The organism is Streptomyces fradiae ATCC 10745 = DSM 40063, assembly GCF_008704425.1.
Classification (GTDB): Bacteria; Actinomycetota; Actinomycetes; order Streptomycetales; family Streptomycetaceae; genus Streptomyces; species Streptomyces fradiae.
This window is the reverse complement of record NZ_CP023696.1, coordinates 1,923,648-1,948,579: the sequence shown is the minus strand read 5'-3', so window position 1 is coordinate 1,948,579 and position 24,932 is coordinate 1,923,648. Positions and strand designations below refer to the sequence as shown.

Below are 24,932 nucleotides of genomic sequence, written 5' to 3'. Positions count from 1 at the left end.
CCCGTCCGACTTCGTGGACGATCCTGGACGCGCGCCCGTCTACGACCGTTCGAGGGCGGCGAGCAGCACGCACACGGCGAGCCCCTCCATCGCGGTCTCCAGCTCGTCGAGGGCCGGGTACGTCGGGGCGATGCGGATGTTCCGGTCGCGCGGATCCCTCCCGTACGGGAAGGTGGCGCCGGCCGGGGTCAGCCGGATGCCCGCCTCGGCCGCCAGCTCCACCGTGCGCCGCGCGCAGCCGTCCGGCACGTCGAGGCTGACGAAGTACCCGCCCCGCGGCCGCGACCAGGTGGCCCCGTCGAGGCCGCCCAGCCGCTCCCGCAGCACCCGCTCGACCAGGTCGAAGCGGGGCCGCAGCAGGGCCCGGTGGCGCGCCATGTGCGCCCGCAGTCCCGCCGCGTCCCGCAGGAAGCGGGCGTGGCGGAGCTGGTTGAGCTTGTCCGGGCCGATGGTCCGGCGGGACAGGTGGCCGGTCAACCACTCCACGTTGGTGGGGGAGGAGCCGAGGAACGCGACCCCGGCGCCCGCGAACGTGATCTTCGAGGTGGAGCCGTAGACGAACGCCCGGTCCGGGTGGCCGTGCTCGGCGCACAGGGCCAGGATGCCGGGCGCGGGCGCGGCTCCGCCGGGCGGGGTGGTGCCGGGTGCGCCGGGCGGGGTGTGGTCGCCGTGCTCGTCGCGCTCGTGCTGCTCGTGCTGCTCGTGCTCGCCGTGTTCGCCGTGTTCGTCAGTGAGGTGGTGCACCGCGTACGCGTCGTCCCACAGGATGCGGAAGTCGGGCGCCGCGGCGGGGAGCGCGGCCAGGCGGCGCGCGGTCTCCGGCCCGTACACGGCGCCGGTCGGGTTGCTGTAGGTCGGGACGCACCAGATCGCGCGGATGCCCGGGTCGGCGGCGGCGAGGCGCTCCACCTCGTCCATGTCGGGCCCGTCGTCGCGCATCGGCACGGGGATCATCTCCAGGCCGAACTTCTCGCACAGCGCGAAGTGCCGGTCGTAGCCGGGCACCGGGCACAGCACCGCCGTCCGCTCGGCTCCCCACGGCCGCGCGGAGCCGGGCACACCGAACAGCACGGCGTGGACGAGCGTGTCGTGCATGAGCGCCAGGCTGGAGTTGCCGACGGCCAGCAGCTGCTCGACGGGGACCCGCAGGACCTCGGCGAAGATCGCGCGCAGCTCCGGCAGGCCGGTGAGGCCCCCGTAGTTGCGGTGGTCCGCGCCCGCCCCGGCGGGGCCGAGCTCCGCCGCGCCGATGTCCAGCAGGCCCGTCGACAGGTCGAGCTGGGCCGGGGACGGCTTGCCGCGCGTCAGGTCCAGGGCGAGGCCCCGCGCCTTCAGGGCGGCGTAGTCCGCGCGTACCCGCTCGGCCGTGGCGGCGGCGGCGGGGCGGGCGGCGCCGGTGGTGCGGGTGGTGGCGGTGGGGCTGGTGGTGGCGGGTGTGGTGCCGGTGGCGCCGGTGGTGGGTGAGGTCATGGTGTCACCCGTGCTCGGGGTCGAGGACGTGGGCGAGCGCCCGGCGGACGCTCGGCTCGGGCCCGGAGGCGAAGCACAGCGGCTGCCCGTCGCGGGCCAGCCAGTCGAAGAGGCGCGGCGCCCCCTCGTCCGGCGCGAGCAGCACCGGCGCGGCGTCCGGGGCCTGGACCAGGGTCTCCGCGACGGAGCCGAAGGCGATGGGCCCCTCCGCGGGCACCCGGGCCACCACGTGCTGGGAGAGCTGGCCGCCGCCCCGGACGCCCAGCGTCAGCAGCGCCGGCACCTCCGGCCGGTCCCGCTTCTCGTGGACGGTCAGCCGCACGGTGTGCGGCCCGCCCGCCAGCCCCGGCGCGTTCCGGTCGGCCCGCGCGATCGCCGTGTACCGGGCGGCCGAGGCGCGCCCCACCGCCAGGACGAACGACACGGCGTCCTCCAGCACCTCCGGCTGGTCGCCGAACACCTCCAGCCAGCGCGCCTGGAGGGCGGGCGACACCGCGCAGCTCACGGCGGCGCGGGTCAGCAGCGGCGTACGGTCGTCCGGCGACTCGCGCAGCCAGCCGGCGACGTGCGGCGCCATCGCCACCCCGTGCGGCGCCTCGCCCGCGGCGGCGGCCGGCAGCACCCGCGGCCAGTCCACGTTGAACAGCATGACGGGCATCTGCGCGTCGACGTCCGCGTCGGTCAGCGCGGCCAGCTGCTCGCGCACCCGCTCCTCGTGCTCCGCCCGCTCCGCCGGGTCGGACCGCTTGGCGGCGGCGAAGTCCTGGAAGTCCACCGCTCCGGGCGCGCCCAGCGCGTCGGCGATGCGGCACCGCTGCGCGTCGTACTCCAGCAGCAGCTCCGGCTCGGCGAACAGCGCCGCCGCGAAGCGGTTGCCGCCCGAGTACACCGTCATGCCGATCCGCCCGTCCCCGGACAGCTCGCGGGCGGCCAGCACGAGCGCGACCAGCCGGCCCACCGCGTACACCTCGGCCAGGTCCGCCCACCGGCCGGCCGTCTTCAGTCCGCCGACGTCCCGCTTGGACTGCCCCCAGGCCAGTTCGAGGCGCGGCGCCCCGTCCGCGGCCAGGGCCCCGGCTATGCGGCGCTGGAGCCCCCGCGTGTCCAGGCGGCCGGCGTTGGCGCTGATCTGGTGGTTGCGGAACAGCTCCGCGACGAGGGCGGCGCGCCGGAGCGCCGGGTCGTCCAGGCCGTCGTACAGCGTCTCCTCGGCCAGCACCTCCAGCGTGCCGCGGGAGCGCCGCACCAGGGCCCTCGCCTGCCGCTCGACGCCCTCGCGCCAGCGGGGCAGCAGCTCGTCGTGGAGCTGGCGCGGGGTCAGTAAGGCGACCGGCTCGGGGGAGTGCGGGAAGAGCGGCACGGCGTCGGGGCTCTCCCTGAGCAGCGCGGGCAGTCCGCTGCCGCTCACGATCCGGTCCGGCCGGTAGGGCGGGGTCGTGGTGGTGGCCGTCATATCTCCAGGTCCTCCAGCAGTCGGGGGAAGGTGCCGTCGAGCAAGGGCGCCGGGTCGTCCACGTACGCGATGGGCTGCTGCATCCGTTCCAGCCGGGCCTGCGGCAGGAGATGGGGCCCGTCGCCGCCGCGCCCGGCCGCGCCGTGGAGCAGTACGGGCGTCTCCCCGGCTGCCTCGCGCTCGATGCGGTAGCGGAACGTGGGGCGGGCCCGGCCGTCCCGCAGAGCGTAGCCGCCCGTGGAGTGCTGGGCCGTCATGTTCGCGTCACGGGACGCCGCGGTGGTGAAGTGCAGCTCGCCCGGCTTGCCGTGGACGGTCAGCTTCACCGCGCGCGGAGCGGTCTCCCTGACCAGGTTCAGGTCCCGGTCGGTCAGCGAGATCGCCACGTACCGGCAGGCCGCCTCCCACGCCTCCTCGCGCAGCGCCAGGTGCAGGTCCGGGTCGGTGGCGGCCCTCCCGTAGGGGGCCGCCGGGAGCAGGCCGCCCGCACCCGGGCCGGTCAGCGGCCGGCCCAGGTGGGCGACGTAGAGCGCGTACGCCTCCTGGTACGCGTCGGGGTAGCACGGCCCGTCCGGCAGGTCCTGGTGGCCGGTGCCGAGCGCCGTGTAGTGGACGGACGTCGCGATCGACCAGAAGGTGTGGGCCAGTTGCCCGCCGACACCGCCCGGGTCGTGCGCGCCGTGCGCGCCGTGCGGGTCGTGGCGGCCGTGCGGGGCGGGTGTCCCGCGCGGGCCGGGTGCGTCGTGCGGGCCGCGTGCGTCGTGCGGGTCGGCCGGGCCGGCCAGGCGCTCCAGGCTCTCGCGGGGCGCGTGGGCCGAGAACAGCCGCCCGTAGCGGTCCGCCAGTGCGGCGGCGCGCCGCTGGTAGTACTCCTCGCGGGTGCCCAGGTCGGCCGCGCCGAGCCCGCGGGCCACCCACTCCTCGTAGTCGACGATCCGCAGGACGCCGTCCGCGCCCAGGTCGGTCACCCATCGGCGCAGCGTGTCCTGGTAGGCGGCGACGACCGGACCGGGCGTACCGCAGGCCCGGTTGTACTTGCGGCCGTCCGCGAGGACGGTGAAGCGGCAGCCGGTGGGGGAGAGGGCGGCCACGGTGTGCGCGAGCGCCGCGCAGCGGGCCAGCGAGTGCAGCTCCGCCGTGTCGGGGGCGACCCCCCGGTTCTTGACGGGCGAGAACGGCTTGCGGGAGAAGACCGGGAAGACCAGCTCCACCGGCTCGCCGTGCCGCAGCGCCCGCGCCACGCGGTCGCGCAGCTCCGCCCGGCCCATGTGCGCCCGCTGCGTGCGGAACCACTTCCCGTCCGACAGCGCCTCCGCCACGGCCTCCGCGGAGCCGACGCGCCGCACCCCGTACTCGTTCATCCGCTTGCGGGCGCGGGCCAGCGCCGTGTCCAGCCGGGCCGACGCCGTCCGGCTGACCGCCGCGCGCAGCGCCGGCATCACCGCGGCCAGCCACTCCTCCGCGTCGACGGTCACGGCGCGCGTCGCGTGCCGGCGGGCGGAGTAGAGCTGGAAGGGGCGGGTGCGCACGGCGCGGATCAGCCGGTGCCCGTCGGATATCTGGCTCCGCCGCTGCTCCGCGGTGAGGTCCCGCAGCGCGCGCTCCCTGCGGCTCGTCACCAGCGGCGGGGCCGACGGTTCGGTGGTGGCGGTGCTCATGGCGGTGCTCATGGCTGTGCCTCACTTCCTCGTGTACGTGGTGGGCGACGGCGCCCCGGCGGTGTCGGGCGCGGCCTCGGCGGGGGGCTCGCGCAGGAGGCGCACGACGACCGCGGCGACCGCGCCGACGGCGGTGAGCGCCAGCCAGGCGGCGCCGAACCCGGCGTGGTCGACGAGCAGGCCGAACAGCATCGGGCCGGTGGCGCCGCCCAGTGAGACGCCCATCTGCGTGACCGCCGTCGCGCGTGCCGCCCGGCCGGGGAAGGCCGCGCCCGCCACGTAGTGCAGCAGCCCCGCCCAGCCCCAGCCGCCGCCGAAGGCGAGCAGGCCGCCCAGGGTGGTCACCCACGGCCCGCCGCCCGCGGCCAGCAGCAGCGTGCCGACGGCCCCGGCGAGGTACAGCTGCCACAGCAGCGAGCGCGGCGCGTACCGGCCCCGGTCGACGACCACCCCGGCCACCAGGCGGACCGCGATGTTCGTCACGGAACCGGCCGCGGCGAGCATGCTCGCCCAGGTCAGCGTCATGCCCTGGTGGACGCCGGAGGCGATGAGGAACCCGCCGATCGCGTTGCCCACCATCGCCCCGCACAGCCCCGCGACGGCGAGGCCCAGCAGGTGCGCGTTCATCCGCAGCGGCGGCGCCGGGGCGGCCGGGGTCCGCCGCCCGCCGGAGGACCGGTGGCGCCGCACCAGGCCGGGCAGGGCATACACCACGCAGACGGCCGCCGACGCGGTGAACACCGCCCGCCAGCCGAACGGCACGGCCACGGCGGGCACGGCCAGGCTGCCCAGCAGCGTCGACGCGGGGATGGCGGCCTGCTTCAGGCCGAAGGCGAAGCCCTGGACGGACGGGGGGCACCGCCGCATCAGCAGGGAGTTGGTGTGGGGCTGGGTGTAGCCGTAGACGAGCCCGCCGACGGCCGTGCCCGCGACGAGGCCCCCGTCGCCCGCCCAGGCCGACAGCGACAGCGCCGCGGCGGTCACGAGCGCCGCCGAGCCGACCGTCGCCTCGGCCGACACCGGTGTGTCGATCCGCCGGCTCAGATAGGCGCCGGACAGCGAGGACAGCCAGTACGCGGCCAGCAGCAGCCCCGTGTCGCCCGCGTCCCAGCCCAGCTCCCGGTTGACGAGCGTGCTCGTCGCCCCCACCAGGAACAGCGGCAGGGACGTCAGTACGGTGATCAGGGCCACGCTCACGGCGGCGCCGGCCCCCGAGCCGCCGCTCCCGCCCTTCCCGCCGGCCTCTCCCACGTCCGCCCCTCTCCGTGAACGCCCGTCCGCCGTGCCGTTCGACCGGCGGGAGCAGCGGTCTGCGCGGGCGAGGCGGTGCGCGGTTCCCCGCCGCTTCCCCGGCTTCCGCGGATGCGGCGCCCATCATGACCGGCCCGCGAACGAGCCGGTCAAGTCCCGGCCGCGGGGAGGGCCGATTTCTCGTCAGGTCGGCTCTGAGCTGGGTGAACGGCGGGCGACATCGAGCATCGGCAAGCACCGTCGCGCGATGACCCCGGGATGACGGGAAGGGGTGCGGCGGCGACCTCGGCGGGACCGGCCGGAGAATGCGCCGGGTGGGGGAGGGCGTGCCGGAGCGCGTTCGAGGACATCGGCGTGTGTCGCGGCGTGTCGCGGTGCGTCGCGGTGTGTCGCGGTGTGTAGGGGCGCGTCGGAGCCGCGGTGGCGCGATGGCGCGATGGCGTCGGCCGGCGTGTGTGCCGGGGCGGTGCAACGGGCCGGCGCCCCGCCGCGGGCGGGGGGCGTGGGCCGGGGCGGGTGCGCGTCGGGTCCCGGGTCCCGGGTCACCGGGGTGGGGCGGGGCGGGGCGGGGTGGGCGCGGCGGGTGGGCGCGGGCGCGGAGCGCGGTGCCCGCAGGATCGGCGCGCCGACGGCGCGGGGCCCGCCCCCCTCCGGGTGCGGGCCCCACCGGTTGCGGCGGCGCCCCGGCCAGGGCGCCGCACCGCGGCGTCACTCGACGACGAGCTCCACGTCGATGTTGCCGCGCGTCGCCTTGGAGTAGGGGCAGTACGCGTGGGTCTTCTCCAGCAGCTCGCGGCCCGCCTCGCCCTGGAGGTGGTCCGGCAGCTCCACGCGCATCACGACCGCGAGGCCGAAGCCGCCGTCCGTGTCCTTGCCGATGCTCACCTCGGCGGTGACCGACGCGTCCTTGACGTCGATCTTCTCCTGCCGCCCGATCGCGCCCATGGCGCTGGCGAAGCAGGCGGCGTAGCCGGCGGCGAACAGCTGCTCCGGGTTCGTGCCCTGGCCGTTGCCGCCGAGGGCCTTCGGGAAGCCGAGCGGGAGGTCTATCCGGCCGTCGGAGCTGACGGCGCGGCCCTCGCGGCCGTTGGCGGTGGCGACGGCGGTGTAGAGCGCGTCCATGGGGGTCCCGTCTCTCGGTGGTGGGGTCTGCGCACTATTTGTAGCAAGCAATTCAGTTGTGCACAACTGAATTGGGTGGAGGTAGCCTGGTGGCATGCACCACACCGAGCCGCACGCGGGCGTCCGGGACGAGGACCTCCTCCGCCTCGACCAGCAGGTCTGCTTCTCGCTGCACGCCGCGACCCGCGCCTTCAACGGCGTCTACCGCGTCGCCCTCAAGGAGCTGGGCCTCACCTACCCCCAGTACCTGGTGATGCTGGTGCTGTGGGAGCACGGCGAACTGCCCGTGAAGCACATCGGGGAGCACCTGCGCCTGGACTCCGGCACGCTGTCGCCGCTGCTGAAGCGGCTGGAGGCGGCCGGCTACGTGGAGCGCCGCCGCAGCCCGGAGGACGAGCGGTCCGTCACCGTGCGTCCCACGGAGTCCGGCACGGCCCTGCGGGAGCGGGCGCTCGACGTGCCACGCCGGATGGCGCGGGCGACGGGGATGGACCTGGACGAGGCCCGCGACCTGCGCACCCGCCTGCGCGACCTGGCCACCGCCCTGGACGAGGCGGCCCGCGCGCTGGAGGCCCCCGGCGACGGCCCCGGCGGCCGGTAGCGGCCGGAGGCCGGGGCGGAGGCGGGTGAGGGCCGCCGAACGACCGTCACGGGGAGGCGGCTGAGGGCTGCCGAACGACCGTCACGGCGGACGGGCCCGCCGGCTCACACGATGCCGCGCACGACCCCCAGCTCCACCAGGTCCTGCGGACGCAGCCGCAGCTGCCCCGCCGTGCGCGGGGCGTCCTGCGGCGGGCGCTTCAGTATCGCCGCCGCCAGCTCGGGGGCGATCACCGAGAAGTAGCTGTCACGCGTCGCCCAGGTGTTGCCCGGCGCCGCCAGCGCCAGCGCGCCGCCCGAGCCGCCCTCCCCGACGACCAGCGTCGTCACCGGCACCCGCGCCCCGGCCACCGCGGCGAACATCTCCGCGATGGCGGGCCCCGCGCCGGCCCGCTCCGCCTCCGCGTCGTTCGCCGCGCCGGGCGTGTCCACCAGGGTCAGCACCGGCAGGCCCAGCCGGTCCGCGAGCCGCACCGCCCGCGCCGCCGTGCGGTACCCGGCGGGCCGCGTCGCCGTGCCGCACTGCGCCGCGTACACGACGCCGTACCCGTCGCGCAGCCCGACCCCGCACAGCATGCCGGGGTCGGTGCCGCCGCACCGGTCACCGGTCAGCGGGAGCCGCTCCTCGAAGCAGGCGTCCAGGTACGCCTCCGCGCGCGGGCGCCGCGGGTCCCTCGCCCGCGTCACCGCCTCCCACCCGCTGCCCGGCAGCCCCTCGCCGCCGCCCGGCAGGACCGGCGGGGGCACCGCCGCGGGCGCGGGCCGCGTCAGCGCCGTCAGCCACCGGCCCAGTACGGCCCGCAGCCCGCCGGGCGGGACCACCGCGTCCACGTGCCCCGCCGCGAGCTGGCCCTCCGCCGTGTACGCCGCCGGGTCCGCGTCCGCGGGCCGCACCCGCGCCCCGGCGAAGCCGACCTGCGCGCCCGGCAGCGCCAGGACCACGTCCGCGCCCGCCCCGACCGTCGCCCAGCCGCCCCCGGTCGCCGGGTCGCGCAGCACCGCCACGTGCGGCACCCCGGCCTCCCGCAGCAGCACCGACTCGCGGGCCACCCGCTGCAGCTGCGTCAGCGCGACCATGCCCTCCTGCATCCGGCTGCCGCCCGTCGCCACCAGGGACACCAGCGGCACCCCGCGCTCGCGCGCCAGCCGGTACGCGGCGCACAGCCGGTCGCCGGTGCGCCGGCCCAGCGAGCCGCCGAGGAAGCCGAACTCGAACGCCAGCAGCGCGCACCGCACGCCCCCCACCTCGGCCTCGCCGAACACGACGGACTCGCTCTCGCCGGTCCGCTCGGCCGCGCGGGCCCGCGCCTCGCCGTACCCCTCCCACGCGAGCGGCCCGTCGTGCTCGTCCGGCCGCCCGGCCGCGGCAGGCGGCGGGGCGTGCTCCGTGAACGCGTCGGCCACCAGCGCGATCGCCGCGCGGGCCGTCAGCCTGCCCGCCGCCTCAGCCATGCAGGGCCCGCTTCATGACCTTGCCCATGTCGTTGCGGGGCAGCGCCTCCAGGTAGCGCACGGCGCGGGGCCGCTTGTGCGGGGCGAGCTGCGCCGCCACGTGGCCGGCCAGGTCGCCGGGGGACGGGGGAGCGGCCGGGTCCGCGGGGACGACCCAGGCGACCACCCGCTCCCCGAGGTCCGCGTCCGGCTCGCCCGTCACGGCGGCCTCCCGCACGCCGGGGTGGGCCAGGAGCACGTTCTCGACCTCCCCCGCGCCGATCTTGAAGCCGCCGCTCTTGATCAGGTCCGTGGCCCGCCGCCCCACGAGCCGCAGCGAGCCGTCCGCGTCCCGCACGGCCATGTCCCCGGTCCTGAACCAGTCCCCGTCGAAGGCGGCGGCCGTCGCGTCGGGGCGGTTCAGGTAGCCGCTGAACAGGTTCGGCCCGCGCACCTGCACCTCGCCGATGGTCTCCCCGTCGTACGCGGTGATCGGCGTCCCGTCGTCCCGCACCAGCCGCAGCGCGACGCCGGGCAGCGGGGTGCCGACGGAGCCCGGACGGTGCGGGTCCTGCCCGACGCGGACGCTGGTGTTCATCAGCGTCTCCGTCATGCCGTACCGCTCGACCACCCGCCGCCCCGTCGCCGCGGTGATCCGCTCGTGGACGGGCAGCGGCAGCGCGGCGGAGCCGGAGACCAGCAGCCGGGCACCCGCGAGCGCCTTGACCAGCGCCTCGTCCGTACCGAGCGCCTCCGCGAGGCGGTGGTACATGGTCGGCACGCCGAACAGCACGGTCCCGCCGTCCGCCAGCTCGCGCGCCACGCCCTCGGCGGTGAACCGGCCGAGGTGCCGGACGCTGCCGCCCCGGCGCAGCGGACCGAGGACGCCGAGGACCAGCCCGTGGACGTGGAACAGCGGCAGGGCGTGGACCAGCACGTCGTCGGCGGTCCACGCCCAGGCGTCGGCGAGGGCGTCGAGACTCGCCGCGAGGGCCCGGCGGGGGAGGACGGCGCCCTTGGGCGGGCCGGTCGTGCCGGAGGTGTAGACGATCAGCGCGGGCGCCTCGGGGTCCGCCCCGGCGTCCGGCGGGGCGCCTCCCGTGTCCGCGCCGCCCACCGGGCCGCCCACCTGCGCGGCCGCGGCCGGGTCCGCCGGCCACCCGCCCTCGCGCGCGTGGAGTCCGACGTCGACGCGGGGCAGACCCGCGAGTGGGGCGGGCAGGTCGTCACCGGGCGCCGCGAGGACCAGGGCGGGCTGGCTGTCGGTGAGGACGTGGGTCAGCTCGCGCTCCCCGGTGCGCGGGTTGAGCGGTACGGCGGGGACGCCCGCCAGCAGCGCGGCGACCACGGCGACGGCGGTCTCGGCGGACGGCGTCGCCCACACGGCGACCCGCGCGGCCCCGGCGATGCGGGGCGCCAGGGCCGCGGCGGCGGCGCGCAGCCCGCCGTACGTCAGGGAGCGCTCGCCGAAGCGCAGGGCCGGCCGGGCGTCGTCCGGTCCGGCGGCGAGCGCCGGAAAGAGGGAACTCACGGGTCGTCCTCCTCGCATCGCTGCACGGGGCTTGTCCCGCCATGGTCCCAGCCGCCACCGACAGCGCCGCGTCCGGGACGGTTCCCGCCCGCTCCCGGGCCTCCCCGGTCGCCGCCGGGACCGTGCCGGGGGCGCCTCGCGGGAGCGGGGCCGGGGCGGGGGCCGCAGCCGGGCCGAGGGCGACGCACGGCGGTGCCGCATCCGTCGTCCGGCGGGGACGCGAGGACGAGCCGGGGCCGCCACGGAGGAGCGGGGCCGGGGAGCCGCGCGGAGGGGCGGGCCGGGGAGCCGCACCCGGAGCCGCAGGGAGGGGCGGGGCGGACGCCGCGCCGGAGGGCCGGACCCGGTTCAGCGGGCGCCCGCCAGCGGGTCGAGCGTCAGCGGCTCGACCCGGCCCTCCAGCATCTCGCCGAGCCCCAGCACCGCGCACACCTCCGGGCGGTCCGCGATCTGCACGGGCATCCCGGTCGCGTCCCGCAGCATCTGGTCCAGGCCGGGCAGTCGCGCGCTGCCGCCGACCAGCACGATGCCGCGCTCCGCCAGGTCGGCCACCAGGTCGGGCGGGCAGTCCCGCAGCACCCTGCCGATGCCGTCGAGCACGGCGGTGAGCGGCGTGTGGATGGCCTGGCGCACCGCGGCGGTCTCCACCACGACCGACCGGGCGAGACCCGTCGCCACGTCCCGGCCGTGGATCTCCGTGGCGGACGGCCCCTCGGCTGTGAGCCCGTTGCCGTGCAGCGCCAGGTGCAGCGGCCGCACGGACTGGCTGGGCAGCATCAGCTGGTGCTGGTGGCGCAGGAACTGGATGACCGCGTGGTCGATGGCGTGCCCGCCGACCGGGATGCGCTCGGCCGTCACGATGGAGCCCAGCGACAGGACGGCCACCTGCGTGGTCGCGGCGCCGCAGACCAGGATCATCGTCGCCGTCGGCTCGGCGACCGGCAGCCCGCAGCCGACCGCCGCAGCGATCAGCGTGTCCACCAGCTCCACCCGCCGGGCCCCCAGCCCGACCAGGGTCTCGACCGTCGCGCGCTGGGCGAGCGGGTCGCAGTCGTGCGGGATGCAGGCGGCGGCGCGCAGCAGCGGCTTGCGCCGCAGCTGGCGGCGGAGCCGCTCGCCGAGCAGGGTGCGGAGCATCCGCTGCGCCATGTCGACGTCCACGACGCTGCCGCCCGACACGGGGCGTGCGACCCGGATGTAGCCGGGGGTGCGGCCGGTCATGCGGTCGGCGAACTCGCCGACCGCGATCAGCGCGCCGGTACGGGTGTTCACGGCGGCCACGCTCGGCTCGTCCACGACGAGCCCGGCCCCCTTCACGTAGACGCGGGTCCTGGCGGCCCCGAGGTCGACGGCGACGTGGCAGCGGCGCAGCTGCTCCAGACTGACGGTCACGGCGGATCCTCCCGAGAGCGGTGTGTGTCTGCATCGTCCGGCCGCCGGGAGCCCCGCGCGCGCTGAGCTGAGCCGGTCGGCGTACGGAGCTGACGGGGGGTCAGCGGGGGGCGGCCCGGCGCGGGCGCGTCCGCCCCGGCCCCCGCGCAAGCGGAGGATCCGCGCCACCCGCCGCCGCGGGGAGGGCGCCTTCCACACAAGATCCTCACACTGGATCCCGGCTCCGGGCCGGTCCGCCGCATAATCTGCGGGGCGCCATGGATTACTGCCACCTGTGCCAGCGGCACCTCAACGGGGCTCTGGCCTGCGCCGGGTGCGGCAGGCCCGCCGAGGTCGTGCGGCACGACGAACCGGTACCGACTGACGCGGGCGACGTCTTCGAGCTGGCCCGCGACGAGCGAGGACCCCGCCCCGCGGGCCGCCGCGCCGGGGCGCCCGGCCGCGCGGGTGCGCGCCGGGCCGCGCGGGCGGCGGACGGGCGCCGTCGGGCGCGGCGCCGCCGAGGGCGCGCCGTCCTGCTGTCGGTGACCGGTCTCGTGCTGACGGCCGGCGTACTGAGCCTGGCGTCGCTGGCCCTGGAGGACGACCGCGGCGGGGCGGCGACCTCCGTACAGCAGGTGGACCTGGCCCTGCCCGAGCCGCTGCCGGACCCCTCGGGGAGCGCCGGCGCGGCGGACCCGGGCGCGGTCGGGGCGTCGCCGTCCGCGTCGAAGGCCCCGGACGCCCCTTCCGCCACCGGGGCGCCCGGCGACGGCGGGGGCCCGGGCGCGCCGACGGCCTCCGCGTCCGCGGGTTCGGGCGCCGGGGGGACGGAACCGGCGCCCGGCTCCGGTGACGGGGAAGACGGGGGAGGGGAGGGCGGGCCCGGCAAGGCGGGTCTGAAGAACCCGGTGAGCCGCAAGCCGACCGCCCCCGCGTCGGCGACGGCCACGGCCGTACCGCCGGGCCCGCCGCCGGGCGGGGAGCCGGAGCCGCCCACCGCGACGACCGGCGGACCCGCCCCGTCGCCGTCGGGCGCGTCACCCGACCCCGAGCCGCCGCAGGAGGAGTGCAAGCGCTTGCTCTGGTGGTGCTTCTAGCCCGCCCGGCCGCTTCCGGGCCCGGCCGCACTGCCGGCCGCCCGGCCGCTTCCGGGTCCGGGCGCTTGCCCATCCGGCTGCTTCCCGGCCTGACTGCCGTCCGGGCCCCGGAGGCCGGCGGGCCCCGGAGGCGTGCGGGCCCCGGAGGCATGCGGGCCCGGACGCCGCCTTCGGCCCGGCCGCGCCGCCTCCGGCCGGGTGCCGCGGCGCCGTCGCTGCGGCCTCAGCGCCTCCCCGGCCGCGCGGTCACGATCCGGCCGGCTCGCCCAGCATCCGGCGGAGCAGGTCCCGCAGGAGGGTGCGCTCCGCGACGGACAGCCCGGCGAGCGGCTCCCGCGCGAAGTCCAGGGCGTCGCGCAGCCTGAGCGCGGTGGCCAGGCCCTCCTCGGTGGGGGCGGCCAGCTTGACGCGGCGGTCGGCGGGGTCGGGGCGCCGCTCGACGAGCCCGCGCGCCTCCAGCCGGTCCACGATGCCGGTCACGTTCGACGGCTCGCAGCGCAGCGACACGGCGATGCGCCGCATCGGCAGCGGCTCCAGCGCGAGCAGGCTCAGTACGCGCGCCTGGGCGCCGGTCAGGGAGTGCTGGGCGGCGGCGTGCTCGTACTCCTCGTGGTAGCGGGCGACCACCGTCCCGATCAGTTCGACGACCTCGAGGGTGAGCGGCTCCGCGCGTGTACTGGCCATGTCCACAAGCGTACCGACTTGCTTGACAGGATGAAATATCGGGAGCATGGTTGTTTCAGGTACTGAAACATCTTCTGGAGGGTCGCAGCATGTCCGCACTCCCGACGTCCGGCCGCGAATGGCACCTCGTCTCCCGTCCGAACGGCTGGCCGGTGCCCGAGGACTTCGCGCTCCGCGAGGCCCCGGTCCCCGCCCCGGGCGAGGGCCGCGTCCTGGTCCGGAACCTCCACTTCTCGGTGGACCCGTACATGCGCGGCCGGATGAACGACGTGAAGTCGTACGTCCCGCCGTTCCAGCTCGACCAGCCGATGGAGGGCGGCGCGGTCGGCGAGGTCATCGCGTCGAACGCCGAGGGGATCGAGGTCGGCGACCACGTCCTGCACGGCCTGGGCTGGCGGGAGTACGCCGAGGTGGAGGCCGGGCGCGCCGTCAAGGTCGACGGCTCCGCGGCGCCCCTCACGGCGTATCTGGGCGTGCTCGGCATGACCGGCCTCACCGCCTACGCGGGCCTGCTGGAGACGGCCTCCTTCAAGGAGGGCGACGCCGTCTTCGTCTCCGGCGCGGCCGGCGCGGTCGGCAGCCAGGTCGGCCAGATCGCCCGCCTCAAGGGCGCCTCCCGCGTGATCGGCTCCGCCGGCTCGGACGAGAAGGTCAAGCGGCTGGTGGAGGAGTACGGCTTCGACGCCGCCTTCAACTACAAGAACGGCCCGGTCGCCGAGCAGCTCAAGGCCGCCGCCCCCGACGGCATCGACGTCTACTTCGACAACGTGGGCGGTGAGCACCTGGAGGCCGCGATCTCCGTGCTCAACGTCCACGGCCGCGTCACCGTCTGCGGCATGATCGCCCAGTACAACGCGACGGAGCCCACGCCGGCCCCGCGCAACCTGGCGCTGGTCATCGGCAAGCGGCTGCGCCTCCAGGGGATGATGGTCAGGGACCACGCCGCCCTCCAGCCGCGGTTCGTGGAGGAGGTCTCCGGCTGGCTGCGCTCCGGCGAGCTCAAGTACGACGAGACGGTCGTCGAGGGCATGGAGAACGGCGTGGACGCCTTCCTCGGCCTGCTGCGCGGGGAGAACACCGGCAAGATGATCGTGTCGCTGGCCCGCTAGGACCCGGCAGCCCGGCGGAGCGGCTTTGGGCCCGGCGAGGAAGCCCCTGCGACGATCCCGCCGTGGCGCCGTGGCGCCGTGGCGCCGTGGCGCGGGGGCGCCGTGGAGGCGGGGGGCGTCCGCCGCGCCCCCGGGCCCCCTCGTCGCCGACGACACCCCGCACGTGGAGCACTCCGCGCGGGTCGTCGGCGTCGAGGGGCCCCCGGGCCCCCGGGCCCCCCGGGCCCCCGGGCCCCCCGGGCCCCCGGGCCCCCCGCGTCCCGTGCGCCCCCGCGCCGGGGAGCGGGGGCGCGGGCCTCCCGGCCCGGCCCACCTCCCCGATAGGGTGAGCCCATGCGTGATCTTGGCAAGGGATTCGGCTTCCTCCTGCAGGGGCAGCGGTGGGTCGGTCGGCACGGCCGCTGGTTCGGTTTCGGCCTGCTGCCGGGCCTCGTCACCCTCGTCCTGTACGCGGGCGCCCTCTTCGGCCTCGCCTGGGGCGCCGACGACCTCACGGCGTGGGCGACCCCGTTCGCCGACGACTGGTCGTCGCCCTGGCTGGGCCTGTTCCGCGGCTTCCTCACCGCCCTGGTCTTCGCGCTCGGCCTGTTCCTCGCGGTGATCACGTTCACCGCGGTGACGCTCCTGGTCGGCCAGCCCTTCTACGAGTCGCTCTCCGAGGCGGTCGACCGCTCCGAGGGGGGCCGTGTCCCGGAGTCCGGGCTGCCCTTCTGGCGGGAGCTGTGGATCTCCGCCCGCGACAGCCTCCGCATCATCGTCCGCGTCGCCTGCTACGGCGTCCTGCTGTTCGCCCTCGGGTTCGTCCCGGTGATCGGCCAGACCGTGGTCCCCGCGCTCGGCTTCTGCGTCTCCGGGTACTTCCTCACCGAGGAGCTGACCGCCGTCGCCCTCCAGCGCCGCCGCCTCGACCTGAGGGACCGGCTGCGGCTGCTGCGCGGCCGCCGCATGATGGTCCTCGGCTTCGGCGTGCCCCTGACGCTGGCGTACCTGGTGCCGTTCGTCGCCGTCTTCCTCATGCCGGGTGCCGTCGCCGGTGCCACCCTGATGGCCCGCGAACTGGCGCCGGACACCGAGGGCGAGCCGCGCCCCGAGCCGGCCGCGGACGACCCCGCGGCCCCCGCGGCCCCCGCCGCGCCCGCCCCGGCCCCGTACGGCTTCGACAAGCGCTGAAGGCTCCCCCGCCACCCGGCCCCGCCCTGGCCGGACGGCACCGTGGCCGGACGGCCCGCCCGGCGGGGTGGCCGCCCGGTCCCGCCGGGTGCCCGGCCGGCTAGCCGAGATCGGTTCGTACGACTCCGGGCGCGGCCGGGTCCGCCTCGGCCAGCAGCCGGCCGTCGGGCCCCCACACCGCGCTGCGCCCGCAGGCCGTCCAGGGCCCGGCGGCCCCCACGTGGTTGGCGAGGACCACGGGCAGGCCGTTGCGCCGGGCGAGGGCCGGGTACACCTCCGCCCGCTCGCGCACCCCGCCGCCCGTCCCGTACAGGGCACTCGCCAGGTACACCGCGCACCCGTCGGCCGCCGCCCGCTCGCCCGGCTCGGGGAAGTGGCTGTCGAAGCAGGTGGCCAGCGCGAACCGGCGCCCGTCCAGCGTGAAGCGCCCGTCGGCCGTCCCCGCGGCGAACACCTCGGCCTCCGCCTCGAAGAGGTGCCGCTTGTCGTAGCGCGCGAGGGTGGAGCCGTCCGGCCCGATCACGTACGAGGTGAGGTACGGCCGCCGGCCGCCCGGCTCCCCGCCGGGGGCGGGCCCGTTGACCACCGCCGCCGTGCCGGCCGTACGGCACGCCTCCCGGAGCGGATCAAGACGGGGGTCACCGCCTCCCACCCACAGGCCGGGGTCGGCGGCGACGAGGGCCGGCTCGTAGCCGGTCAGCGCCAGCTCCGCGAAGACCACCACCCGTGCCTCCGCCGCGCGGACCAGCGCCGCCATCGTCCCGACGTTGGCGCCGACGTCCCCGGGGACGGCACAGAACTGGCCCGCTGCAACGATCACCGGCCGATTATCCCCCGGCGGCCCCGGCGGCCCCGGCGGCCTCAGCGCCCCGCGGCTCCCGCGGCCTCCCGGGCTTCCGTGGCCTCCCCGGCCGCTCCGGCCTCCCTGACCTTGCCGGCCTTCCCGGTCGCCCCGGCCGCGACCGCGACGACCGCACGCACCTGCGCGGTGATCGCCTCCCGGTTCCGGACCAGCTCCGGGTCCTCCACCGCGTCCGTGTTGCCCGCCCCGAACCGCAGGACCGGCGTGTGCAGATGGCCGCCCGGCAGCCCGGCGAGCCCCAGACGGTCGCGCAGCAGCGTGGCCCGGTAGGCGATCTCGTTCGACAGGTAGTCGCCCCCGCCGCCCGCGCGGGAGTGCGAGCCCGGTGACGGCCCGTCCGCCCGCACCACGGGCGCGCCGCCACCCACCGGCACCTCGGTGACCTGTGTGTTGTCGTACACGGGGAAGGGCCCCGTGGCCGCCGCCGTGATCGCCCCGTACGGCAGGCTGGTCACCGTCCACTGCGGCGTCGACCCCGGGTCGGCCACCGGCACGGGCCCGGTGGACGAGACGTTCTCGTTGTCGGGGAAGCCGCCCCGCCAGGCGCCGTTGAAGCGCTCCAGGTCGAACCGGCCCACGCGCCCCTGGCTCACGGTGGTGAACAGGTCCACGCGCGCCAGGTGCGGTCGCAGGACCCGCTCCACCGTGCCGTTCGCGAAGTCCCGCCACCTCACCGGGAACACGGCGGTCTCCACCCGCGCCCAGCCGCCGTCCGCGGTGCGCACCAGGGTGCCGTCCAGGGCGAGCGCCGCCGCGCCGGACGGGTTGCCGATCCGGATGTCCCGGTCCAGCGTGAACGGGTCGAAGCCGGTCAGCAGCACCCGCCTGACGCCCCGTCCGTGCGGGAAGCGGATCGCGTCCTGGCCGCGTGACGCGGACTCCAGCCGGTCCAGCAGCCGCGCCCGCGCCTCCTCGGCCAGCCGGAAGCGGGGCTGCCAGGCGCGCAGCTCCCGGGTGAGGGCGAGCCGCGCCCAGTACAGCGGCCGGTCGTCGTCCCGCGCCAGGTCGCCGCCCGCGGGCCCGCGGCCCTGCACCCGGTCCACGGCCCGCCGCCAGAGCGCCGCCCCGTGCCGTACGGCGACCCGCTCGGCCGCCGCGTACGATCCCGTGCCGCGCAGCGCTCCGGCGAAGCGGGGCGCCTCGCCGGCGAACCCGGAGCGCCGCAGGATCTCGCGCGGCACGTCCCGGTCGAGCCGTGCCTCCTCGACGGCGGGCCCTTCGGTGGCAGGTCCTTCGGCGGCGGGCTCCCCGGCGCCTCCCTCCGCCCCCGCCCACCCGGCGGCGGCCCCGGACGCCGTCGCACCGGGAGCGGCACCGGAGGCGGCACCGGAGGCGGCACCGGCGGCGGCCCCGGGGGCGGCGGAGGCGGGCGGGGCGCCCAGGGCGAGGGAGGCGACGAGGGCTGCGAGAGCCGGACCGAGCGCGGCGGTGCGTATCCGGGGCACGGGAGTCCTTCCGTCGGGTCCCGGCAGTATCCCGGCCGTCCCCGACTCCCGCCACCACGCCGCCACTTGACCCCCAGGGCGCCGTCCCCGCCCGCCGGCCCCGGTCCCGGACGCCCCCCGCACCGCCCGCCCCCAGCAGGTCCGGGAAGTCCCGGAACAGGGCGGCCATGTCCACCGCCTCCGGGTCCAGCAGCCACTGGTACCGCAACCCGTCCAGGACCGCGCGTTCGGCGACCGCAGCGAGCGACGCGCCCCGCCATGGGATAACGAGCGGGTGACAACACCTACCGTGTGCCAGACACCGGTTCACCATGGACGCCACCCGCCGGCGGGCGCCGCGTGCGACCCGGACGAAGTGGGCGCCGCACGACGCAGCAGGCGCCGCACGACGCAGCAGGCGCCACAGGGCGACAGGGAGGGACCGCGACCATGACGGCCGACGAAGCGGTGGAGGCGGCGCTCGGCGCGCTGGACCTGGACACCAAGGCCCGGCTGCTCGCGGGCCAGGACATGTGGACCCTCCCCGCCGTGCGCGCCGTCGGCCTGGCCTCGCTCGTCATGTCCGACGGCCCCGTCGGCGTGCGCGGCGTCCGCTGGACCGCCGACGACCCGTCCGTCACCCTGCCCTCCCCGACGGCGCTCGCCGCCTGCTGGGACCCGGAGCTCGCCCGCCGCGCCGGACGGCTCCTCGCCCAGGAGGCCCGCCGCAAGGGCGTCCACGTCGTGCTGGCCCCGACCGTGAACCTGCACCGCTCCCCGCTGGGCGGACGCCACTTCGAGGCGTACAGCGAGGACCCCTACCTCACGGCCGAGACCGGCGCCGCCTGCGTGCGCGGTATCCAGGACGGCGGGGTCGCCGCCACGGTGAAGCACTTCGTCGCGAACGACGCCGAGACCGACCGCTTCACGGTCGACAACACCGTCCCGCCCCGCGCACTGCGCGAGCTGTACCTCGCCCCGTTCGAGGCGATCGTCAGATGCGCCCGCCCCTGGGCCCTCATGGCCGCGTACAACCAGGTCAACGGCGTGACGATGACCGAGAACCGGCACCTCCAGACCGAGGTGCTGCGCGACGCGTGGGGCTTCGACGGGGTGGTCGTGTCCGACTGGTTCGCCGCCCGCTCCACCATGGGCGCGCTCGTCGGCGGCCTCGACGTGGCCATGCCGGGCCCGCACACCGTGTACGGCGACGCCCTCGCCGCGGCCGTCCGGGCCGGGGACGTCGACGAGGCGCTGGTCGACCGTTCCGTACGGCGCGTCCTGCGCCTCGCGGCCCGCGTCGGCGCCCTGGAAGGGGCCGAACCGGCCGTGCCGAGCCCCCCGGCGCATGTCGACGGGGAGGCCCTGGCCCGCGAGATCGCGCACCGCTCCTTCGTCCTCGTGCGCAACGAGTGCGGCGCCCTGCCCCTCGACCCGGCCCGCAGCCGCCGGGTGGCGCTCGTCGGCGCCGCAGCCCGCGACGCCCGCGTCCTCGGCGGCGGCTCCGCCCACGTCTTCCCCGCCCGCACGGTGTCGCCGCTCGACGGCCTGGCCGCCGCCCTGCCCGAGGGCACGGAGCTCGTCCACGCGCGGGGCGCCGACCTGTCCGGCGAACCCGCACCGGCCGGGCCCGGCTTCGCCCTGCGGGCCGTCTGCCGCGACGCAGAGGGGACCGTGCTGGCCGACGTCCCGCTGCCCTCGGGGCAGATCCAGTGGATCGGCGCCGACCTGCCCGGCGGGGTCACCCACGAGGCGCTGCACACCGTCGAGGTGACCGGCACGTACACCCCGCGGGAGGGCGGCGCGCACGGCTTCGGCACGCGCGGGGTCGGCGCGTTCACCCTCACCGTCGGCGGGCGGGTGCTGTACGACGGGACGCGGGAGGCGGAGCCCGCGGGCGACCCGTTCGAGGCGTTCGCCGGCACCCCCGCCGAGCACGGCGGCGCGGACCTCGCCGAGGGCGTGCCCGTCGAGGTGTCACTCCGGTACACCGTGGACCGCGACCGGCCGGCGCCGCTGCCCGCCGTCGTCTTCTCGCTGCTGCACCGGCCGCCGCGCCGCGACCCCGACGAGCTGATCGCCGAGGCCGTCGAGGCGGCCCGCGGCGCCGACGCCGCCGTCGTGGTCGTCGCCACCACCGAGCGCGTCGAGTCCGAGGGCTTCGACCGCGCCGACCTGCGCCTCCCCGGCCGCCAGGACGACCTGGTGCGCGCCGTCGCCGCCGCCAACCCGCGCACGGTCGTCGTCGTCAACGCGGGCGCCCCCGTCGAGATGCCGTGGCGCGACGACGTGGCCGCCGTGCTGCTCACCTGGTTCCCCGGCCAGGAGGGCGGCGCCGCCCTCGCCGACGTGCTCCTCGGTGCCGAGGAGCCGGGCGGGCGCCTGCCCACCACCTGGCCGGCCGCCCTCGCCGACGCCCCGGTCACGGCCGTCACCCCCGTGGACGGCGAACTGCGCTACGAAGAGGGGCCGTTCATCGGCTACCGCGCCTGGGACCGCGCCCCCGGGGGCCCCGCCCCCGCGTACCCCTTCGGGCACGGCCTCGGCTACACGACCTGGGAGTACGAGTCCCTGGTCGTCACCCCCGCCACCGCCCGCGTCCGCGTCCGCAACACCGGCACCCGCCCCGGCCGCGAGGTGATCCAGCTCTACGTCGCGCCCCGCGCCGACCTGGCCGAACGCCCCGCCCGCTGGCTGGTCGGCTTCGCGAGCGTGACGGCGGGGCCGGGTGCCCGCGCGGAGGCGGAGATCAGGTTCGCGCCCCGCCCGTTCGACGTCTGGGACGAGGAGGCGGGCGCCTGGACCGCCGTACCCGGCCAGTACGAGATCCGCGCGGGCCGCTCCCTGACGGACACCCGTCTCACCGTCACCCTCGAACTGGACTGACCGCCCGGAGGCGCGGCCGACCGCGAGACGCCACCGCACCTGCCGGGACCGACCGCGACCGGCCGGGACCGACCGCGACCGTCCGGGACCGGCCGCGACCGGCCGGGACGCCGCACCGCCGAGCACCCGGCGGACACGGCCCTCCGTGTTCCCGCCCCACGTGTTCCCGCCCCACGTGTTCCCGCCCCACGTGGCCCCGCCCCACGTGGCCCCGCCCCAGGTGTTCCCGCCCCACGTGGGCGGGCACGCCGCGGGCCTGCGCGGGCCTACGCGGACGGTCGTGCGGCCGTGACGGTGCGGTAGGCGATCTCGGCCAGCCGCCCCTGCCCGTCCCTGCTCGGGTGGAACACGTCCCAGGGGCTCAACTGGGTCCCGTCGAAGGGGTACGAGAAGACCGCGCCCCCGTCGTGCCGGCACCGCTTGTCGCGCGCGCACACCTCGCGCAGCACCCCGTTGTACGCGACGACCCGCTCCCGCACCCGGTCCCGGCGCTCCCGCGCCTGCGTGCCCAGGTCCTGGGCGTCGGCCAGCATCGACGCGCAGACCCCGAGCCGCCACACGCGCTGCCCCACCGGGTGGTCGCGCCCCTGCGACCACAGCCGCCGCAGGTCGGGGATGCTCGCCACGTACACCTGCGTGGCCGGCGACTCCTTGCGCAGCCGGGCCATCGCCGCCTCGAACGACGCCCGGAACTCGTCGACCGGCGTCATCAGCCCGGCGTGCGGCCGGCACGCGTCGTTCGCGCCGACCATCACCGTCACCAGCCCCGGCCGGTGCCGCGCCGCCAGCCCCATCTGCTCGGGCAGCTCGGCGACGCGCGCCCCCGACCGGGCCAGGTTCCAGCTGCGGGACGCCAGCGCGGGCGCCCCGAGCAGCCGCAGCGCCAGGCTGTTCACCCCGGTGTCGGAGCCGGTCGCCCACGACACCTCCGGACAGTCCGTCAGCAGGCCGCAGGCGTCGAAGCCGCGCGTGATGGAGTCCCCGACGGCGGCGACGGAGGCGGGCCGCGGGTTCCACGCGGGCGTGGGGGAGGGGCTGGGCCGCACCGACGGGGGACGTCGTACCGCGTCCCCGCCGTTGCTGCTTTCGGGGGACCCGACACACCCGGACAGAGCCGCCCCGCAGAGCAGCGCCGCGGCCGTCGCGAGAGCCGCCGCACGGCGGAGGGGGCGGACGCCGGAGGCGGGCGGCGCGGCGGCGCCCTGGCGGGTGAATGCTTGGTGTCGACGGGCCACGGGACCGACCGTACGTCATCCCAAGCGGCCCGGCGCACGGTAGCTTTTCCCCGTCGAACCAGAGGCGCCCGGCCGACCGGCTCCGGTAAATTACATCACGTCACAAGCTGTCCGTTTTGCGGAGTTTCGCTCCCGATGCTGTTTACTGAGGCCGCTGGGAAAAGGCGAACCTCGTCCCACACTGGAGGTCCCGGTGACGACACGTGGAGTCCTGTACGTCCACTCCGCGCCGCGCGCGCTGTGCCCGCACGTCGAATGGGCGGTCGGGGGCGTGCTCGGCACGAGGGCCCAGCTCGACTGGATCCGCCAGCCTGCGTCACCGGGCACGTGGAGAGCCGAGTTCTCCTGGCGGGGGCAGCCGGGCACCGCGTCCAAGCTCGCCTCCGCCCTGCGCGGCTGGCAGATGCTCCGCTTCGAGGTGACCGCCGAGCCCTGCTCCACCGCCGAGGGCGAGCGCTACAGCGCCACCCCCGACCTGGGCATCTTCCACGCGGTCATCGGCATCCACGGCGACATCATGATCCCCGAGGACCGGCTGCGCGCCGCGCTCGCCCGCTCCGCGCAGGGCGAGACCCTGCTGGAGGCCGAGGTCGCCAAGCTCCTCGGCAAGCCCTGGGACGACGAACTGGAGCCCTTCCGGTACGCGGGCGAGGGCGCCCCGGTCCGCTGGCTCCACCAGGTCGTCTGACCGCACGCCCCGCCCCGCCCCGCGCCCCCACGCCCCGGCCGGCGACGCGGCCGGCGACGCGCCCGCGCGCCCGCCCGCCCGCCCGCGCGCCGTTTCGCCCCGCCGTCCCGTCGTGTGACGCGCCGGCCCGCCCCCTCCCGCCTCCCGCGCGCACGGGAAGAGGCCCCCGTCCCGTCTCCGGGATGGGGGCCCCTCCATGACGTACGGGCCGGGCGCCTCCGCCCCGCTCGAACGTTCGTGCCGCTTACGGCGTCAGAGCGTGCGGAAGGCGAGGACCACGTTGTGGCCGCCGAAGCCGAACGAGTTGTTGATCGCCGCGATCGTGCCCTCGGGCAGCGTGCGGGGCTCGCCGCGCACGACGTCCGCGTCGATCTCCTCGTCGAGGTCGTCGACGTTGATGGTCGGCGGGGCCGTGCGGTGGTACAGCGCCAGGACCGTCGCGACGGTCTCGATGCCGCCCGCACCGCCCAGCAGGTGGCCGGTCATCGACTTGGTCGCGGAGATCGCGACGTGGTCGAGGTCGTCGCCGAGGACCTTGCGCAGCGCCTTCACCTCGGCGACGTCGCCCTGCGGCGTCGAGGTGGCGTGCGCGTTCAGGTGCACGACCTCGGCCGGCTTGAGGTCCGTGTCGTCCAGCAGGTTCTGCAGGGCGGCGGCGATGCCGCGGCCGGTCGGCTCGGGCTGCGCGATGTGGTGGCTGTCGGCGGACAGGCCCTGACCGAGCGCCTCGCAGTACACGCGGGCGCCGCGCGCGGCGGCGTGCTCCGCGGACTCCAGGACGACGACACCGGCGCCCTCGCCGAGGACGAAGCCGTCGCGGCCCTTGTCGTACGGGCGCGAGGCCTTCTCGGGCTCGTCGTTGCTCTTGGACATCGCCATCATGTTGGCGAACGCCGCGATGGGCAGCGGGTGGATGGCCGCCTCGGTGCCGCCCGCCACGACCACGTCGGCGCGGCCGGTACGGATCATCTCGATGGCGTAGCCGATCGCCTCGGCGCCCGACGCGCACGCCGACACCGGGGTGTGCACGCCCGCCTGGGCGTTCACCTCCAGACCGACGTTGGCGGAGGGGCTGTTCGGCATGAGCATGGGCACCGTGTGCGGGGAGACCCGCCGGGCGCCCTTCTCCTTCAGTACGTCGTACTGGTCCAGCAGGGTCGTCACGCCGCCGATGCCGGAGGCGATGACGGAGCCCAGGCGCTCGGGGCGGATCTGCCCCTCCTCGCCGGCGGAGCCGGAGAAGCCCGCGTCCGCCCACGCCTCGCGCGCGGCGATGACGGCGAACTGGGCGGAGCGGTCCAGCTTGCGGGCGAGCGGCCGGGGCAGGACCTCCAGCGGCTCCACGGCCACGCGGGCCGCGATCTGGACGGGCAGGTCGGCGAACCGCTCGCCCTCGAGGGGCCTGACGCCGGAACGCCCGGCCAGCAGCCCCTCCCAGGTCGAGGCGGAGTCGCCACCCAGCGGTGTGGTTGCGCCGATACCGGTGACGACCACGGTGCGATTGGTCGGGCTCACAGGAATTCTTTCTCCACGTGTATGAGGTATGCGTGAAAACGGCGCCACCGCCGGGTGGCGATCCGATCAGGCCTGGTGCTTGAGGATGTACTCGGCAGCGTCGCGGACCGTCTTGAGGCCCTTGACGTCGTCGTCCGGGATCTTCACCGAGAAGCGCTCCTCGGCGGCGACGACGACCTCGACCATGGACAGGGAGTCCACGTCCAGGTCGTCCGTGAAGGACTTGTCGAGCTCGACGTCCTCGGTGGGGATGCCGGCGATCTCGTTGACGATCTCGGCGAGACCCTCGACGATCTCTTCCAGGGTGGCGGCCATGTGGCGCTCCTTCAGTGGGTAGCTCTGTGCTTGTCAGAGGATGGGACGGCGGTCGGT

20 protein-coding genes are annotated in these 24,932 nt (G+C 76.9%); 6 read left to right on the top strand and 14 right to left on the bottom strand.

The annotated features are described in order from the left end of the window. Positions 1–39: 39 nt before the first annotated feature. The 5 genes from CP974_RS08780 to CP974_RS08760 form a co-directional block, all read right to left on the bottom strand. Positions 40–1,470: an aminotransferase class I/II-fold pyridoxal phosphate-dependent enzyme gene (locus CP974_RS08780; protein WP_107067036.1), complete on the bottom strand. Its 1,431-nt coding sequence runs from the start codon at positions 1,468–1,470 to the stop codon at positions 40–42. 4 nt (positions 1,471–1,474) lie between these two features. Beyond that, a complete protein-coding gene (locus tag CP974_RS08775; protein WP_031134446.1) occupies positions 1,475–2,923 on the bottom strand; it encodes a hypothetical protein in 1,449 nt (482 codons plus the stop codon). Continuing rightward, complete coding sequence (locus CP974_RS08770; RefSeq protein WP_031134447.1) at positions 2,920–4,593, bottom strand: L-tyrosine/L-tryptophan isonitrile synthase family protein; 1,674 nt, start codon at positions 4,591–4,593, stop codon at positions 2,920–2,922. The genes CP974_RS08775 and CP974_RS08770 overlap by 4 nt, the downstream gene beginning before the upstream one ends. A 9-nt stretch (positions 4,594–4,602) precedes the next feature. After that, on the bottom strand, positions 4,603–5,832 hold the full coding sequence (locus tag CP974_RS08765; protein ID WP_051839786.1) for an MFS transporter: 1,230 nt from the start codon (positions 5,830–5,832) through the stop codon (positions 4,603–4,605). A 708-nt stretch (positions 5,833–6,540) separates the two neighbouring features. Further along, positions 6,541–6,954 (bottom strand): organic hydroperoxide resistance protein, encoded by a 414-nt coding sequence (locus CP974_RS08760; protein ID WP_031134949.1) that lies wholly within the window; start codon positions 6,952–6,954, stop codon positions 6,541–6,543. Between the two features lie 94 nt (positions 6,955–7,048). Between CP974_RS08760 and CP974_RS08755 the strand changes: the two genes are divergently transcribed. After that, positions 7,049–7,555 (top strand): MarR family winged helix-turn-helix transcriptional regulator, encoded by a 507-nt coding sequence (locus tag CP974_RS08755; RefSeq protein ID WP_031134951.1) that lies wholly within the window; start codon positions 7,049–7,051, stop codon positions 7,553–7,555. Positions 7,556–7,659: 104 nt separating this feature from the next. Here CP974_RS08755 and CP974_RS08750 read toward each other — a convergent pair whose 3' ends face one another. The 3 genes from CP974_RS08750 to CP974_RS08740 form a co-directional block, all read right to left on the bottom strand. Further along, positions 7,660–9,006, bottom strand: a complete 1,347-nt coding sequence (locus CP974_RS08750; RefSeq protein WP_031134953.1) for a carboxyl transferase domain-containing protein — start codon at positions 9,004–9,006, stop codon at positions 7,660–7,662. Continuing rightward, positions 8,999–10,516: an acyl-CoA synthetase gene (locus tag CP974_RS08745; protein ID WP_031134955.1), complete on the bottom strand. Its 1,518-nt coding sequence runs from the start codon at positions 10,514–10,516 to the stop codon at positions 8,999–9,001. The genes CP974_RS08750 and CP974_RS08745 overlap by 8 nt, the downstream gene beginning before the upstream one ends. A gap of 348 nt (positions 10,517–10,864) precedes the next feature. Then, positions 10,865–11,908, bottom strand: a complete 1,044-nt coding sequence (locus CP974_RS08740; RefSeq protein WP_031134957.1) for a rod shape-determining protein — start codon at positions 11,906–11,908, stop codon at positions 10,865–10,867. Positions 11,909–12,165: 257 nt separating this feature from the next. Here CP974_RS08740 and CP974_RS08735 point away from each other — a divergent pair, with 257 nt between their 5' ends. Further along, positions 12,166–12,987 carry an SCO2400 family protein gene (locus tag CP974_RS08735; RefSeq protein WP_051839850.1) on the top strand — a complete coding sequence of 274 codons (822 nt, stop codon included), beginning with the start codon at positions 12,166–12,168 and terminating at the stop codon, positions 12,985–12,987. Between the two features lie 246 nt (positions 12,988–13,233). Here CP974_RS08735 and CP974_RS08730 read toward each other — a convergent pair whose 3' ends face one another. Further along, on the bottom strand, positions 13,234–13,671 hold the full coding sequence (locus tag CP974_RS08730) for a MarR family winged helix-turn-helix transcriptional regulator (RefSeq protein ID WP_031134961.1): 438 nt from the start codon (positions 13,669–13,671) through the stop codon (positions 13,234–13,236). 89 nt (positions 13,672–13,760) lie between these two features. On the opposite strand from CP974_RS08730, the gene CP974_RS08725 reads away from it, so the two are divergent. Together CP974_RS08725 and CP974_RS08720 are read left to right on the top strand one after the other, a co-directional pair. Continuing rightward, on the top strand, positions 13,761–14,780 hold the full coding sequence (locus CP974_RS08725; protein ID WP_031134963.1) for an NADP-dependent oxidoreductase: 1,020 nt from the start codon (positions 13,761–13,763) through the stop codon (positions 14,778–14,780). A 333-nt stretch (positions 14,781–15,113) separates the two neighbouring features. After that, the gene (locus CP974_RS08720) at positions 15,114–15,950 is read left to right on the top strand and encodes an EI24 domain-containing protein (protein ID WP_031135244.1); all 837 of its coding nucleotides are present in this window, start codon (positions 15,114–15,116) and stop codon (positions 15,948–15,950) included. 100 nt (positions 15,951–16,050) lie between these two features. Here the strand turns inward: CP974_RS08720 and CP974_RS08715 are convergent, their stop codons facing one another. Next, entirely contained in the window at positions 16,051–16,770 is a 720-nt protein-coding gene (locus CP974_RS08715) for a carbon-nitrogen hydrolase family protein (RefSeq protein ID WP_031135246.1), read from the bottom strand. A gap of 41 nt (positions 16,771–16,811) precedes the next feature. Continuing rightward, a complete protein-coding gene (locus CP974_RS08710) occupies positions 16,812–18,194 on the bottom strand; it encodes a PA0049 family protein (protein ID WP_373366053.1) in 1,383 nt (460 codons plus the stop codon). 492 nt (positions 18,195–18,686) lie between these two features. Here CP974_RS08710 and CP974_RS08705 point away from each other — a divergent pair, with 492 nt between their 5' ends. After that, a complete protein-coding gene (locus CP974_RS08705) occupies positions 18,687–21,122 on the top strand; it encodes a beta-glucosidase family protein (protein WP_031135250.1) in 2,436 nt (811 codons plus the stop codon). Positions 21,123–21,388: 266 nt separating this feature from the next. Here the strand turns inward: CP974_RS08705 and CP974_RS08695 are convergent, their stop codons facing one another. Continuing rightward, positions 21,389–22,357 carry a GDSL-type esterase/lipase family protein gene (locus tag CP974_RS08695; RefSeq protein ID WP_031135252.1) on the bottom strand — a complete coding sequence of 323 codons (969 nt, stop codon included), beginning with the start codon at positions 22,355–22,357 and terminating at the stop codon, positions 21,389–21,391. 193 nt (positions 22,358–22,550) lie between these two features. On the opposite strand from CP974_RS08695, the gene CP974_RS08690 reads away from it, so the two are divergent. After that, the gene (locus CP974_RS08690; protein ID WP_031135254.1) at positions 22,551–23,045 is read left to right on the top strand and encodes a DUF3145 domain-containing protein; all 495 of its coding nucleotides are present in this window, start codon (positions 22,551–22,553) and stop codon (positions 23,043–23,045) included. Between the two features lie 252 nt (positions 23,046–23,297). Here CP974_RS08690 and fabF read toward each other — a convergent pair whose 3' ends face one another. Next, positions 23,298–24,560, bottom strand: coding sequence for a beta-ketoacyl-ACP synthase II (gene fabF / locus CP974_RS08685; protein ID WP_031129057.1), 1,263 nt, complete (start codon positions 24,558–24,560; stop codon positions 23,298–23,300). A gap of 66 nt (positions 24,561–24,626) precedes the next feature. Further along, positions 24,627–24,875 carry an acyl carrier protein gene (locus CP974_RS08680; protein WP_010475373.1) on the bottom strand — a complete coding sequence of 83 codons (249 nt, stop codon included), beginning with the start codon at positions 24,873–24,875 and terminating at the stop codon, positions 24,627–24,629. Positions 24,876–24,932 lie beyond the last annotated feature (57 nt).